This is a genomic window from Limnoglobus roseus, from assembly GCF_008254045.1.
Lineage (GTDB): Bacteria > Planctomycetota > Planctomycetia > Gemmatales > Gemmataceae > Limnoglobus > Limnoglobus roseus.
The window spans coordinates 4,515,184-4,529,805 of sequence record NZ_CP042425.1; the positions used below are offsets into that span (position 1 = coordinate 4,515,184).

Sequence of the window (14,622 nt, forward strand, 5' to 3'; positions counted from 1 at the left end):
TACCGACCTACTGCCCGCGAACATTATTAACGAGAATCTCATGAGTTCTTCGACCAACCCGAGTCCCCCAATCCGACGTGGCCATCTCGTGCCCGGTCTGTTACGCCGCAAGGAAGCGGCGGAGTACTGTTCGGTTTCTGTTGCCACCTGGGACCGCCTGAACGCTGCCGGCTTGACGCCCGAACCGGCTCACCTCGGCGGGGCGGTCGGGTGGAACCGACGCGAACTGTCGGCGTGGATCGACGCGGGTTGCCCCCGCCGCGTCGAGTGGACGACGCAGTGGAAAGCGATCGTCGCCGCGCGGCGACGATGAAGTTCCGATCGAGTTCGACGACAGCCTGTTCTCCTGATTTCCTAAACCCCGTGGAGTCCAACGATGCCAGCTTTATTTCGACCCGACCGTTCCTGTCTTCTGCCGCCGAGCCCGACGATCGTCACCCACGACGGGCGGCCGCACGTCCGCCTTGTCGAGAAGGGCAAGGCTATCCACTACCCGCTCACCAAGGACGGCACAAAGTACCTCCGGCCGACCGCGAAGTGGTGTGCGGACGTTCGCCGCGCCGACGGTACCGTCAAGCGGGCCCGGTTCAGCCCGAACAAGGAGGCGTCCCAGATGATGCTCGCCGCCCTCCTCAAGCAGATCGACGCCGAGCGGGCGGGGTGCCACGACCCGTCCGCCGGGCGGCGGACCCGACCCCTGCAGGAATTGCTGACCGAATACCGGCAGCACCACCTCGACCGTGGGAACACGGCCAAACAGGCCGACCAGGTCGTGTCCCGCTGCCGGCGGGCGTTCGACGGGTGCCGGTTCGTCCTCGTCGGCGACCTCGACGGCACCGCGGCCGGCCGGTGGCTGGCCCGCCGCCGGCGGGAGAAGATCGGGCCGCAAACGCACAACCACTTCGTCGCCGCCCTGAAGGCGTTCGGCACGTGGCTCGTGAAGGTGCGCGCCCTCCGGGAGAACCCCTTTCAGTTTTTGGAGCGACTGAACATCGACATCGACGTTCGACACGTCCGCCGCCCCCTTAGTGACGACGAACTCGCGCGTTTGCTCAAGGCCGCAGTTGCCGGGAAGACGTTCCGTAAACTGTCGGGCCCGGACCGGAGGATGCTGTACTTGGTAGCCGCGTTCACCGGCTTGCGCGCGTCGGAGTTGTCCAGCCTGACGACGAGTTCGTTCCTCCTCGACGGTGAGACGCCCCACATCGTCCTCGAGGCGAGTTATTCCAAGCACCGACGGCAGGACTTGGTGCCGGTGCATCCGCAACTGATCGTGGAACTCCGGGCTTGGTTTGCGTCCAAGAAGCCAGGCGTGGCCCTCTGGCCGGGCAAGTGGGCGATTCACAATGAAGCGGGCGACATGATCCGTCACGACCTCGGCCACGCCCGGCGGGATTGGATCGCGGAAGCCGCAGAAGGCGATCCTCGAAGCGAACGGGAACGGTCCGACTTTCTCCAGTACCGGAATTCTCAGGGGCACGTCGCGGACTTCCACGGGTTGCGGCACCGGTTCGTCACCGAGTTAATCAAGGCCGGTGTTCAACCGGGGGCGACGAAGGAATTGGCCCGCCACAGTACCATCACGCTGACGATGGACCGGTACAACCACACGACTTTGAAATCCATCGCGCCGGACGTCGCGAAGCTCACGCTACCCGGTTCGGGCGCAGTACCGGGCGCAGGAGCAGGCGATAGTTCCTGCTCCCCGGTGAGGGGCGGTGATGATACCCAGCCCAATCCGGCCGGTGATCGGCCACCGACGGAAGGTGTAGAGAAGAAAGCAGTTGAAGACGATCGAGGCGACATGACTGTCGATGAGGAAAGTACACCCGGAGGGATTCGAACCCCCAACCCTCGGTTCCGAAGACCGATGCTCTATCCAGTTGAGCTACGGATGCCCGTTACTTCTTTTCTATAACCTCGACCAGCTCCGCTCAAGTCCTCACGGCGAAGTGAATGGGCGGGCCAACAGGTTTGCTTGCGGTTGAGCCGTCGGGATCGGGGCAGCGACCGGAACCGAGGCGACGGTCGGCGGCATCGGCGTGCCGGCGTATACCCACGGCGATACGACGGGGCCGTAGGCCGTCGGGCAACTGGTGGTCGTTGGGCAACCGCCGGTCGCACAAGTCGTTGTCGGGCAATTGGGGGTGGTGCACTTCTTGCCGGGTTTCGAGTGGCCGCACGTTCCGCATGGCAGGCCGGGGGTCGGCTCCTCACACCGCGGGAAGTACGCGGTCAGCGGGGCACGGTACGGCTCCGGGCAGAAGGCGGGCAGCAGTTGTTCGTTGCACGGTTTCCAGCAGAACCACGTTTTGAAGCGGTCCCAGCAGGTTCCGTTCGCGGATGGGCGGGCCACGACGTGCGGCCGAGCGATGACGTGCGACTTGGTGGGGCAACTCCCGGTCGCGCAACTGCCCGTCGCACAATCCTTCGGCACGTGAATCACGATCGGCGGCGGGGTCGGGCAACTCGTTGGGCCGCACGTGTCGCACGTCGCCGGTCTGCGGAAACAACTGAGCAACGATTGGAACAGGCCGGGCCGCTTCTCACTGTAAGTCACGCAGGTGCCGATGGGCGGCGGAACCGTGGGCACGACCCCCAGAGGTTGCATCAAGGGCGGTGTACAGTTCACGGCCACGGCGGGCATCGTCGTGACGGTCGTGGGCATCGCGACGGCCGGCGGGCTCGTGGGTAGGGTCGTCGGTTGGTCGCCGCGGGCCAACGCCGGGACGACCGAAAACACCAGGGCAACCAGGGAGAACCGATTCATGAAGACCTCCAGCGAGCGGACGCGAATCCGTGGGTGGGGTGTTCATCGGCGAACGGCCCGCAGCAACCGCGACATCCATCTCACTGGCAACAGTGATTCAATCCCGTGATGGTGTGCAACCGCTAGGCCCGGAAAAGTCTTCCCAACTTGACGACGATCACGCCATTCCCGGCAGACAGGGCTGGAACGGGACGCGACTGCGAGCCGAGAGGGGCGGAGCAGGTGCCTCGGCCGGCCGGCACTTGACGACAATGGTTGGCGTCGGTCGGTCCTGCGTCGCGGTGATGAGTTGCGTCGTCGGGGACAGGTCGGCGAGAACGAGTTGTGCAGCCGCTTGAGCGAGGGGAGCGGTGTTGCACTCGCGGCTGAGGTGGAGTTGGAACAGGGCTTGGAGCGGTGTGGTTCGGTTCAGCAGAAGTTCCTGCACGAATTCCGCGGCCTGCACGTTCGACAAGTGGCCGTGCGTGCCGAGGACGCGGGCGATGAGTTGTTGCGTCCGGCGGCTGCGGCGTTGCAGTTCCACGTCGTGGTTGAACTCCAACGCCAGCACGTCGACAGCCCGGAACGCGGTGGCCAGAGACTTCGGCACGTGACCGAGGTCCGAGGCGTAGCCGAGCGACCAGGCGTGGCCGGTGTCGGGGTCGGTGCCGTCGAACCGGAACGCGAAGGTCGGGTCGGAATCGTGCGGCACGCGGACCGGCAGGCAGTGGAGTTGCGGCGTCAGGGCGAGCGGTTCGCCGTCGCGGTACGTTCGCACGAGGCCGGCTTTTTGCAGGCCGGGGAACTCTAGCGACCGCTCGGCCAGCCACGCCGCGTGCGTCGGGTGAACGATGAGCGGGACGTGCAGTCGTTGCAGTTGTTGGAGCGTCAGCCCTTTCCAGTGGTCGCCGTGCAGGTGCGTGAGGATCACGGCCGAGACGTTCGGCCACCGCGCGCCGGCGGCCGCGAGTCGATCGCTCAGGACGCGCGGACCGAGGCCGCAGTCGATGAGGAGGCCGAAACCGTTCGCGGAGAGGAACGCGGCGTTCCCGCTGCTGCCACTGCCCAGGGTGGTGAATTGAACCGGCATTCCGATCGCTCGGGATGAATGGGGTGTATCGTAATGTTGTAGCCGGGGGCGTAATCAAATTGCTAGCCCGGTAGCGGCGATGTCTGTTCACCACTCCCGTCGAGGTTCTTCGATGCCCGGATTTCTGTGCGGCCGCCGCGCGTTCTTGCAAATCACCGCCGGGGCCACTCTCGGCCTTCACGCGAGACTCTCGGCCGCCGATGCCGACTTGGCCCCGTTCGACCAACTGATGACGACGTTTATCGCCGAGAACAAGGTGCCCGGGGCGGCCCTCGCCGTCATGCGGCACGGCGAACTCGTCTACACCCGGGGGTTCGGGTACGCTGATGTCGAGACGAAGGAACTCGTGCAACCGGCTTCGCTCTTCCGCATCGCGAGCGTGTCGAAGCCGCTGACCGCCGTCGCGATTCTGCAACTCGTCGAGCGGGACAAGTTGAAACTCGACGACAAGGTGCTGGACCGGATGCCGCCATTCCCGGAGAAGGTGGCCGACCCGCGGTGGAAGCAGATCACCGTGCGGCAGTGCCTTCAGCACACCGGCGGGTGGGACCGCGACAAATCGTTCGACCCGATCGACCGGCCGCGGGAGATTGCGAAGGCCCTCGGCACGCCACTGCCGGTGAAGCCTGAACACGTCGTCCGGTACATGCTCGGCCAGAAACTCGACTTCGACCCCGGCGAGCGGTACGCCTACTCGAACCTCGGTTACCTCGTCCTCGGCCGCATCATCGAGGCGGTCAGCGGCCGGCCGTATGAGGAGTACGTGCGGAAGGAAGTCTTCGCCCCGCTCGGCGTGACGGCCCCCCGACTCGGCCGGGCACTGCTCGAAAACCGGGCGAAGAACGAGGTACGGTACTACGACGCGAAGCGGGCGACCGGCCGCAGCGTCTACCCGCCACGGGAGGGGGAGCGGGTGCCGTTGGTGTACGGCGTGATGAACCTGGAAGGCTTCGAAGCCCATGGCGGGTGGATCGCGTCGGCGGTCGATCTGGTGAAGTTCGCGACCGCGTTCGACGACCCGGCGAAGTGCCCGCTCTTGAGCGCGAAGAGCATCGCCGAGATGTTCGCCCGCCCGGAAGGGCTGGCCGGCACCGACGCGAAGGGGAAGCCTCGCGACTTCTACTACGCCTGCGGTTGGGACGTTCGCCCCGTCGGCTCGACCGGCAAGGCGAACGCCTGGCACACGGGCTACATCCCCGGCTCCGAGTCGATCCTGGTCCGCCGGTGGGACGGGCTGACGTGGGCCGTCTTGTTCAACGCCAACAACGGCCCCGATGGAAAGTCGCTGTCCGGGAAGATCGACAGCAAACTGCACGAGGCGGCCGACGCCGTGAAACGGTGGCCGACGGCAGGCAGTTCGTGACTTCTTCCGCGTGTCGCCCGCCTATCATGACCACAACCTATCGCGGTGACCCGAGGGCGACATGAAGGCGGAAATCCTTTCGATCGGCAGCGAGATCACGAGCGGCCAGAACCTCGACACGAACGGGCAATGGCTCAGCCGGCGGCTGGCAGAGATGGGCGTGCCGGTCGGGTTCCACACCACCGTGGCCGACGACCTTGCCGACAACATCGCCGTCTTCCGCACCGCAATCGAGCGGGCCGATCTCGTGATCGCGACCGGCGGCCTCGGGCCGACGCAAGACGACCTGACGCGCGAAGTCATCGCGGCCGTTGCGGGGGTGGAACTGGTCGAAGATGCGGAATCGCTGGAGCACATCCGACAACTGTTCACCCGCCGCAACCGCGAGATGCCGGACCGGAACCGCGTGCAGGCACTCTTCCCAAAGGGGGCCGAGCCGATCTTCAACCCCGCCGGCACGGCCCCCGGCGTCTGGATGCGGTTCGGCCCGAAGGTCATTGCCGCGATGCCCGGCGTGCCGAGCGAGATGTTCCGCATGTTCGAGGAGCTGGTGAAACCGCGACTGATCGCGGCCGGGTTCGGCGGTCGCGGCGTGTTCGTTCAGCGGAAGATAAACACCTTCGGCACCGGTGAGTCGGGCGTCGAAGAAAAGCTGCTCGACCTGACGCGCCGCGGACACGTCCCGGAGGTCGGCATCACCGTCAGCGACGCCGTCATCTCGCTGCGCATTCTGGCACACGGCGAGTCGCCCGACGACGTGCGGCGACAGATTGAGCCGATCGAGCAGACGATCCGCGAACGGTTGGGCACGCTCGTCTTCGGCGCCGAGCAGGATGAACTCGAAGACGTGGTGATGCAACTGTTGAAGGAACGAAATCAGACCGTCGCGATGGCCGAGAGCCTGACGGCCGGGCTAGCGGCGTTCCGGCTGGCGACCGTGCCGGGGGCGAGCAACCACCTCCTCGGTGGCGTGGTGGCGTACACGAACGCGGTGAAGGTCCGCGAACTTGGCGTGCCCGAAACCCTGATCGCGAAGCACACGGCCGTCAGCACGCACGTCGCGAAGGCGATGGCGGAGGGCGTGCGGCAGAAGTTCGGCACCGACTACGGCGTCGCCACCACCGGCTACGCCGGGCCGGGCAATGCGGACGACGGCACGCCGGCGGGGACGGTCTTCGTGGCGGTGGCGAGCGCAAAGGGAACGCGGGTGCAGCCCTTCACCTGGGGCGGCACGCGAACCGAGATTCAGAGCCGCACGGCGAAGCAGGCGTTGAACCTACTGCGGCTGGAGTTGCTTGAGACGCTATAGCCCGAGCTTCGCCTTCGCGTCTTCGAGGATTGCCTTCGTTGCCGTGGCCCCGACGCGGGTGACGCCGACTTCGCGGACCTGCATCAGAGTCTCGTAAGTTCGCACTCCGCCGGCCGCCTTCACCTGCACGTAGGCCGGACTGTGCTGCCGCATGAGTTTCAGGTCCGGGATTGTCGCCCCGCTCTCGGCGTAGCCGGTGGACGTCTTCACCCAATCGGCCCGCACCTCGCCACAGATTTTGCACAGTTCGATCTTGTGCTCGTCCTTCAAAAGAGCGTTCTCGAAGATCACCTTCACCTTCGCCCCAGCCGCGTGGGCCACGTCCACCACGGCGGCGATGTCGTGCGCAACGAAGTTCCACTCACCGGACAGAACCTTGCCGATGTTCACGACCATGTCGAGTTCCGTGGCCCCGTCTGCCAGGGCGATCTCCGACTCGGCGACCTTGATTTTGGTAACGTGTCCGCCGTGCGGGAAGCCGATGGTCGTGCTCGCTTGAACGGTGCTGCCCGCGAGGAGTTTGGCCGCCAGCCGCACCGCGTAGGGCTTGATGCAGACTGACGCGACGTTCAGTTCCCGGGCGAGGAGTAACCCGCGTTCCAGGTCCGCATCGGTCAGTTGCGGTTGGAGCAGCGAGTGATCGAACATTTTGGCCAGTTCCGCGAGCGTCGGCTTCGACATGGGTGGAGACTCCGAGGATTGTGAGAGGAGATGTTGTACGGGGAAGCGGGCGGGAATTGTCGTCGGGAATCGTTGCCGTAGTCCGAATCGGAACTTCTTATCCCATCAGAATATCCGCCGACGGATTCGGGCTTGGCATTCGAATTCACGGCCTACCCTGCTTGGCAGGCGCACGTGGGGGCGGTAGAACGGAACTGTTCTCGAAGGATTCCTTCAGAACAATACCCGCGGTGCGGGGGTCACGAGGGTTGCCTCAGATGGGGCGGCCGGTTTCCAGTCCTAGTGTCTCCCGCAACGGCAAACACAATAATATGGGTTTGCGTCGCTCGGACCGATTCCTCACGGGCTTGGACGACGCCGACCGGGTGGTCTTCGTCTCCCACGTTCACCCCGACCCCGACAGCCTCGGCAGCATGTTGGGCCTCGCGCACCTCGTCGAAACGAAACTCGACATTCCAACGGTGCTAACCCAGGACGGCCCAATTAGCCGGGCCGAAAACCGGGCGATGGTGGAGTTGCTCAACCTCGACCTTCAGCCCATCGAGAGCATCGAGTGGCAGGGCCATGACGCCGTCGTGATGGTGGACAGTCAGCCGAAGACTGGTCGCCACAGCATCGATGACGCGATTGACCTGTACGCGGTCATCGACCACCATGAAACGCCGGGTGAACTGAAGGGCATTCCGTTCTGCGACGTTCGGCCGCACCTCGGGGCGACCTGCACGTTGGTGACGAAGTACCTCGCCGATCAGGACGTTGAGATTCCCGAGAAGGTGGCGACCGCCCTTCTTTACGGCATCGAGACGGAAGTCACCGGCTACCCGCGGGAAGCGTGTGCGTCGGACGACGAGGCACAGGCGTACTTGTTCCCACTCGCGGACAAAGACTTGCTCGCCCAGATCAAGAACGCCCGCCTGCCGCACACGCATTTTGAGTGTTTGCTTCATGCGATGCAGAGCTCGTTCATCTACGACCGGCTCATTATTAGCTGGGTGGACGACCTGCCGCAACCGGAGCAGGCGGCCGAAGTCGCGGACTTCATGATCCGCTTCGAACACGTCGATTGGGCCATCTGTGGTGGCGTCCACAAGGGTATGCTGTTCCTGTCCGCCCGCACGAACCTGGCCCACGCCGGGGCGGGTGAACTGTTGCGCTCCGTGGTCGGCAAACTCGGCCGGGCCGGTGGGCACGACCGCCGTGCGGGCGGCAGCATCAAGCTCGCCAGCACCACGCCATCGGCCATCGACGACCTACAAGCCGTCCTGCGCCGGCGACTGTTGAAGAAACTCAAAATCTCGGACGTTCGTGGCCAGCGACTCGTCCCGCTCCGGGAGATGCTTCAGAACTTGCAATCGTGACCATTGTCACGTGTTTGTCACAACCGACCGCACAGATTTATCCCACCCCACCGACTTGGCATCGCATTTGTTTGTGAAAGCGTGCCGAGTTCAAACGATTTCCGGCCTGATCCGTCCTGGATTTGGATGAAATCGGAGCTTCTCGTTCAACCTGACGACAAAAAATCTCCGAATTGGGGAATTTAGGGGTTGACGGCGCTTCTATAGTAGAGCAGCCAAAAGCGAACTCAGTCGGGACGAATTCAAACTACAGACGTCCGGCTGACGTATACACACTCAGAGAACTAATCTCCTTCAGGCTCCCTCCCAAGGCGGCTCCGAGGAGAGGAGGTAGCGAACCATGGCCCGTACTGAAGCTCTCAAGGCGTTACAAAAGACCCTCACCGCACGGCGAAATGAACTCCGTAAGCGGCTGAATGGCGAACTGGCGAATCTCAGCGGCGCGGCCAACGCCTCCGGCGATGCGGCCGACGCGGCTTTCGACAACATCGGCGAGGAGATCAACTCGCAACTCGCCGAGATGGAAGCCAAGGAACTGGCCCAGATTAACAACGCCCTACTCAAGATCAAGCAAGGCAACTACGGCGTTTGCGACGCTTGCGGGTGCAAGATCCCCGTCGCCCGCCTGACCGCCCTGCCGTACAGCACCCTCTGCATCAAGTGCCAGCGGGAGTCGGAGAACGATAGTTCGTTCCTCACGGATCACGGCATCCTCGGCTGGGAAGGTGTGCGCGATTACGACAGCGACCGGGAAGTCCGGCTCTCAGACCTCGAAGCCGGCTTCCGGGATTAATCGGCTCTTTCCGGTGGCGTGAACATTGGCCCGCATCCTGCACAGGATGCGGGCTTTTTTCGTTCTGTATCGATTGTCGGAGTGCCCCGTGGGACAAATTGTGTGCCCCGAGCAACTCCGACTTCAGTCCGATTTTGGAGAGCCGGTAGAGTGGTTTGTGTCGGCCGGGTTGTCATCCTCAACCGCGGGCCGATCACGAAAACCCCACTCGCCGGCGCAACCCCACCATGCGGCAAACCAGCACGATCCTCGGCGTTGCGATTCTCGGTGCGTTCCTTGGCAGCGTGACGACCGGCTTGTTCGTCCGGCCGACACTCCCGGCGATGGCCCAATCGCCCCTGCCCGCGCCCCCGCAAAGTTACGGCGCGGCCGGGGAGCCCTTCGACGTGTTGGCGGCGAGGCTCGCCCCGTCGATCGTCGCCGTTGACGCCGTGAAGCCGCAGCAACCGAGCACGACCAACAAGGGCAAGCCGCTCGAAGAGTCCGGCTCGGGCGTTCTCTTGACCTTCGAAAAACAACCCAACGTCTTCGCGGTGACGAATAACCACGTCGTGAGCGGTGCGAAGGCGGAAGAGATCACCGTCACGCTGAACGACGGCCGCATTCTCCGTCCGGCACGTGTGTGGGCCGACCCGGAGTCGGACATTGCCCTCTTAATGCTGGACGCGCCGAACCTGAAACCGGCCGCGATGGGCGACAGCGACCGCCTCCGCCCCGGCCAATGGGTGCTGGCGTTCGGCAGCCCGTTCGGTCTGAACCAGACCGTCACGCATGGGATCATCTCGGCGAAGGACCGCGGTCAGATCAGCCTCGGGAACACGATCCGTATTAAAGAATTCCTCCAAACCGACGCCGCGATCAACCCCGGTTCTAGCGGTGGCCCACTCGTGTCCACCGATGGCACGGTCATCGGCATCAACACGGCCATCGCGTCCAACAGCGGCAGCAACAGCGGCGTGGCGTTCAGCATTCCGATCAATCTCGTGAAACGCATCGGCCGCGAGCTACTCGAAACCGGCGGTGTGAACCGCGGCTACCTCGGCGTCCAGCTCTCGCCGACGCTCGAGCCGTCCGAAGCCCTGCGGCTCGGTTTGGACAAGGTTCGTGGTGCGCTCGTGGACAGCGTGAACGCCGGCAGTCCAGCCGCGCTCGCCGGCTTAAAGGTCAAGGACGTGATCCTGAAACTGGAAGGCGTCGAACTGCGGGACGAGAACCACCTCATCAACCTCATCAGCAACCTGCCGCCGAACCACAAGGTCCGCCTCAGCGTGTGGCGTGAGAAGCAACTCCGCACCGTGGAAGTGACCATCGGCGAGTGGAGCACGTCGGCGAAGCGGTAACGCGACGGACTTCTATCGATCGATCTCGCCCATCACGATGTCCAGGCTGCCGATAATTGCGGGCATGTCGCCGACGAGGCAGCCGCGGCAGAGTTCTTCCAGCACGCTCAGGTTGCTGAAACACCCCGACCGGGCACGCACCCTTAGCGGCACGTTCTCCTTGTTCGGCCGGCCGACGACGTGGAAGCCCATCTGCCCGCGGGGGCACTCCGTTTCGACGTACACCTCGCCCGGCGTCAGCGTTCGCGGCGGTTCGATGCGGTGCGAACCGGTCGCCGTCGGGTAGCGGTCCAGGGCTTGCTCGCAGAGGCGAACGCTCTCCACGACTTCCAACATGCGGACGTAGAAGCGGTGCCAACTGTCGCCGATGACGGCCCCGCGCGGGGCACGGTCGAACGGCGGCACCGGCACGTCGAACGTGTAGTTCTCGTAGCCGCTGTACGGCTCCGTCTTGCGCAGGTCCCAGAGCGGGTCGCCCTTTGTGCGGTCGAGCGACGCTCGCAACACCGGTCCCGTACACCCGTAGTTGATCGCCAGGTCGCGCGGCAGCACGCCGACGCCGGCGGTGCGCTTCACGAAGATTTGGTTGTCCGTCAGCAGGGCGTGATAGTCGGGGATGTTCGGCTTGAAGTACGCGAGGAACTTCTTGCACCGTTCGACGAACCCCGGCGGTAGGTCGTCGTGGACGCCGCCGATGGTGACGTAGCTGTACGTGAGGCGTGCCCCGCAGATGTCTTCGAACAGGTCGAGGATGTGTTCGCGCTCGCGGAAGGCGTACAGGAAAGGGCTGAAGCTGCCGAGGTCGAGGCCGTAAGCCCCCATGCCGACGAGGTGCGACGCGATGCGGTTCAGCTCGCTCACTAGCACGCGGATGACCTGAGCCTTCTCGGGAATCACCATGCCGCAGATCTGCTCCACGGCCAGCGAGTAGCCGAGGTTCATGTTCATCGCCGCGAGGTAGTCCATCCGGTCCGTGTACGGGATGAACTGAATTGGCGTGACGTTCTCGCCGATTTTCTCGGCGCAGCGGTGCAGGTAGCCGAGGTGCGGTACCACGTTGCGGACGATCTCGCCGTCGGTGCGGAGGACGACGCGCAACACGCCGTGCGTGCTGGGGTGTTGCGGCCCCATGTTGAGTAGCATTTCATCGGTGCGAACGTCGAACTCGACGACTTCCGGCGACATCACGAACCCTCGGGGCAGGAGCGTTAGTTTACGGAAGTGCGGGAAGGGCAGGGCCTACGAGCCCAGATCGAACGCCGCCAGTCGTGTCAGGAGTTGATCGGCCTGTGATCGCCACGAGATCGCCTTGTGCGGCGGGCCGAGGTCCGGGGTTTCGACTTCTTTCATCGTGGCCGGCCGAACGGAATCGCCGTCGCCCAGGAGTAGCAAGGTTTCGACGCGAAGGGCAGGGGGCGTGGCCGTAACGGTCGGAGTGGGCACGGTCGGCGAGGACACCAGCACGGGCACGGGCGTGACCGATCGCACCACGACATTCGCGGCGAGGATCGTCTTCGGCGTCGTGGCCATCGGTACGGTCGGCTTGGTGACGTCCGCGTTTGGAGTAGAAATCGCCGGGGCGAGGGAGGTTGTCGTGACGGCGAGTTTCACCGAGGTTACGGTGCCGGTATTCCCCGCCTTCCCGTCGGTGACGATCATCGTCCACGTCCCGCTTGCGTTCATTCCGCGGAAGTCGCTCAGCGGTTGCTCCGGGCGGTACGACCCGGTGAACGGCGACTTCGCCTTCGAGATCAGCGTGCGGGCCGCATCATCGAACGTGGTATCGCGGAAGCCACTGCCGTTGCTACCGCGGCGCTCAACGAGGGTCACGACCGTGCCGTCCGGCGCTCGCAGTTGCAGCGTCAGGTCGCCGACGTTGGCGTGCTCGATGAAGACGGTCAACGTCACGCCCGCGATGCTGCCGGTCTGATCGATCACGATCGGAATCTCGACCGTTTGCAGGTCGCCGATCGCCCGCGGCAGGCTGCCACCGGAAGCGGACGACGTGTCCGCGGCCGCGAGTGTGCCGGTGCCGGTGAAGCGGTCGCCGGCCTCGCCGTTGACGCTGTTGCCGTTCTGGTTCAGTCGGTTGCCGGGGATGTCGAAGACGTCCACGCCGATGAGGATGGTGTACGTGCCGGCCGCGGATCGGGCGTCGAAGGTGATGTCGAACTGCGTGTTGTTCGTGCCGGCCACCGGCGTCACGGCTGTCGCCCGGATCGCACCGGCCGGGCCGCTGAGGGTCACGTCGGCCGTCGTGAACGAGCCGGCGTTGATCTTCTTGTTGAAGGTAACGCGGACGGTGTTGAAGGTGTCCGCCGTCGATCCGCTGAAGACGGCCGCGAGTACCTTTGCCCCGGTCGTGTCCCGCGCGGCCGGTGGTGGCGAGACTGGCGGCGGGACGATCGGGACGACCGGCGGCGAAACCGGGGCGGTGGCGTCGAGCATCTTCGCCACGTCCAACCGGCCGCCGGTGATGGTCTTGCCGGCGAGCGCGGCGACCGGATCGACTGACGCCTTCAGCTTGTCGATGATCTGTTGATAGGTCCAGTCCGGGTGCGCGTCCCAGAGCAGGGCGATGGCCCCAGTGACGAACGGCGTGGCCATCGACGTGCCGCTGAGGTTGCCGTACCGGCCACCGGGCAGCGTGCTGAGGATGTTCACGCCGGGCGAACCCAGGGTGACGCTGGCCGCGCCGTAGCTGGAAAAACTCGCGAGGTTGTCGTTTGCGTCGGTGGCCGCCACCGTGACGATGTTGTCGAGGCCGGTGATGTAGCCACCGGGGTAGAACGGCTTGGCATCGTTGTTCTGCGAATCGTTCCCGGCCGCGGCGACGAAGATCAGACCGGCGTCGCGGGCACGGGCGAGGGCGGTGGCCAGCGTCGCGTCGTACCCGTCGCCGCCCCAACTCGCGTTCGCGACCCGCGCCCCGTGGGCCACCGCGTAGTTGAGCGCCCGCACGGCGTCGCTCGTATACCCCTCGCCGTCGGCCTTGATGAACTTCAGGGCCATGATGCGGGTGTTCGGGTCCACGCCGCTGACGCCGATGCCGTTGTTGCCGACCGCCCCGATGATGCCCGCGACGTGCGTGCCGTGCGTGCCGTCGTCCATCGGGTCGCCGTCGTTGTTGGCGAAGTCGTAGCCGTGAACGTCGTCCACATAGCCGTCGCCGTCGTCGTCGATGCCGTTGCCGGGGATCTCGCCGGGGTTCGTCCAGATGTTCGCGGCCAAGTCCGGGTGGGTGTAGTCCACGCCCGTGTCGATGACCGCGACGATGGTGCCCTTCGTGCCGGTGGTCTTGTCCCAGGCGGTGGTCGTGCCGGTCGTCGTCAGGGCGTACTGCGAACTCAGCGACGGGTCGTTGAGCGTCTGATCGAGTTTCACCACGCGGTCCGGTTCGGCCGACTGCACGCCGGGGAGGGTGGCGTACTCAGATGCGGCTGCCGTCACGTCCGCACCCGGTTGCAGGTCCACGCGGTAGATGCCGAAACCGAGCGAGGTGACAGATTCCGCCCCCGGCAGGGCCGACAGTCGGGCGAGTTGATCCGCTCCGGAACCGCCGACGTCGAAGCTCACCACCAGGCGGTCGGCGGCGTAATCACTGGTCGCAACAAGATCCGAGAAGCGGGCCGACGGGTTGGAGCGGTCTTCCAGCTGCTCGATTCGGAGAAGGACACGCGGTCGAAGGGACCGAATCGAATGTCGCATGCTCGCACGTTACGCTCGTGGTGCCGGTCCGGCAAAATTTACAAAGGGCGTCGCATGAACTGTAGGTGACGGGCCGTGCGAGAGGAAGAGACTGAAATTGTAAAAATGGGATCAAGTTCTGCGCCAGGAACTAGTTTGCGGATTGGCGAAACTGTGCCGGTTGAGCAGAGTGGGCTGGAAGTGACGAGTTCTGAAGTGTGTTCGACAAATCAACGAGGCCGACCCGGTTCC

Annotated in this window: 11 protein-coding genes, 1 tRNA gene and 1 pseudogene; 7 read left to right on the forward strand and 6 right to left on the reverse strand. The window is 64.7% G+C overall.

Annotated features, from left to right (window positions below):
- The first annotated feature begins 40 nt into the window (after positions 1-40).
- Entirely contained in the window at positions 41-313 is a 273-nt protein-coding gene (locus PX52LOC_RS18810) for a helix-turn-helix transcriptional regulator (protein ID WP_149111541.1), read from the forward strand.
- A gap of 303 nt (positions 314-616) precedes the next feature.
- Positions 617-1,555: pseudogene (locus PX52LOC_RS43960) on the forward strand (tyrosine-type recombinase/integrase); the annotation flags it as partial.
- Positions 1,556-1,824: 269 nt separating this feature from the next.
- Here the strand turns inward: PX52LOC_RS43960 and PX52LOC_RS18820 are convergent.
- The 3 genes from PX52LOC_RS18820 to PX52LOC_RS18830 all read right to left on the reverse strand — a co-directional run bounded on the left by PX52LOC_RS18820 (position 1,825) and on the right by PX52LOC_RS18830 (position 3,839).
- Positions 1,825-1,898, reverse strand: a tRNA-Arg gene (locus PX52LOC_RS18820).
- 44 nt (positions 1,899-1,942) lie between these two features.
- Positions 1,943-2,770 carry a hypothetical protein gene (locus PX52LOC_RS18825; protein WP_149111542.1) on the reverse strand — a complete coding sequence of 276 codons (828 nt, stop codon included), beginning with the start codon at positions 2,768-2,770 and terminating at the stop codon, positions 1,943-1,945.
- 157 nt (positions 2,771-2,927) lie between these two features.
- Positions 2,928-3,839 carry an MBL fold metallo-hydrolase gene (locus tag PX52LOC_RS18830; protein WP_149111543.1) on the reverse strand — a complete coding sequence of 304 codons (912 nt, stop codon included), beginning with the start codon at positions 3,837-3,839 and terminating at the stop codon, positions 2,928-2,930.
- 112 nt (positions 3,840-3,951) lie between these two features.
- Between PX52LOC_RS18830 and PX52LOC_RS18835 the strand changes: the two genes are divergently transcribed.
- On the forward strand, positions 3,952-5,202 hold the full coding sequence (locus PX52LOC_RS18835; RefSeq protein ID WP_149111544.1) for a serine hydrolase domain-containing protein: 1,251 nt from the start codon (positions 3,952-3,954) through the stop codon (positions 5,200-5,202).
- 61 nt (positions 5,203-5,263) lie between these two features.
- The gene (locus PX52LOC_RS18840; protein ID WP_149111545.1) at positions 5,264-6,511 is read left to right on the forward strand and encodes a competence/damage-inducible protein A; all 1,248 of its coding nucleotides are present in this window, start codon (positions 5,264-5,266) and stop codon (positions 6,509-6,511) included.
- Here the strand turns inward: PX52LOC_RS18840 and deoC are convergent.
- Positions 6,506-7,192 carry a deoxyribose-phosphate aldolase gene (gene deoC / locus PX52LOC_RS18845; RefSeq protein ID WP_149111546.1) on the reverse strand — a complete coding sequence of 229 codons (687 nt, stop codon included), beginning with the start codon at positions 7,190-7,192 and terminating at the stop codon, positions 6,506-6,508. The two genes, PX52LOC_RS18840 and deoC, sit on opposite strands and share 6 nt — an antisense overlap.
- Before the next feature lie 311 nt (positions 7,193-7,503).
- On the opposite strand from deoC, the gene PX52LOC_RS18850 reads away from it, so the two are divergent.
- From PX52LOC_RS18850 to PX52LOC_RS18860, 3 genes are all read left to right on the forward strand, one after another.
- The gene (locus PX52LOC_RS18850; protein WP_246173762.1) at positions 7,504-8,550 is read left to right on the forward strand and encodes a DHH family phosphoesterase; all 1,047 of its coding nucleotides are present in this window, start codon (positions 7,504-7,506) and stop codon (positions 8,548-8,550) included.
- Positions 8,551-8,890: 340 nt separating this feature from the next.
- Positions 8,891-9,343 (forward strand): TraR/DksA family transcriptional regulator, encoded by a 453-nt coding sequence (locus PX52LOC_RS18855; RefSeq protein WP_149111548.1) that lies wholly within the window; start codon positions 8,891-8,893, stop codon positions 9,341-9,343.
- A 227-nt stretch (positions 9,344-9,570) separates the two neighbouring features.
- Entirely contained in the window at positions 9,571-10,683 is a 1,113-nt protein-coding gene (locus PX52LOC_RS18860) for a S1C family serine protease (RefSeq protein WP_246173763.1), read from the forward strand.
- A gap of 12 nt (positions 10,684-10,695) precedes the next feature.
- On the opposite strand, the gene PX52LOC_RS18865 is transcribed toward PX52LOC_RS18860, so the two are convergent.
- Both PX52LOC_RS18865 and PX52LOC_RS18870 read right to left on the reverse strand, forming a co-directional pair.
- A complete protein-coding gene (locus PX52LOC_RS18865; RefSeq protein ID WP_149111549.1) occupies positions 10,696-11,868 on the reverse strand; it encodes an NADH-quinone oxidoreductase subunit D in 1,173 nt (390 codons plus the stop codon).
- Between the two features lie 54 nt (positions 11,869-11,922).
- Entirely contained in the window at positions 11,923-14,391 is a 2,469-nt protein-coding gene (locus PX52LOC_RS18870) for a S8 family serine peptidase (protein WP_149111550.1), read from the reverse strand.
- Positions 14,392-14,622: the final 231 nt, after the last annotated feature.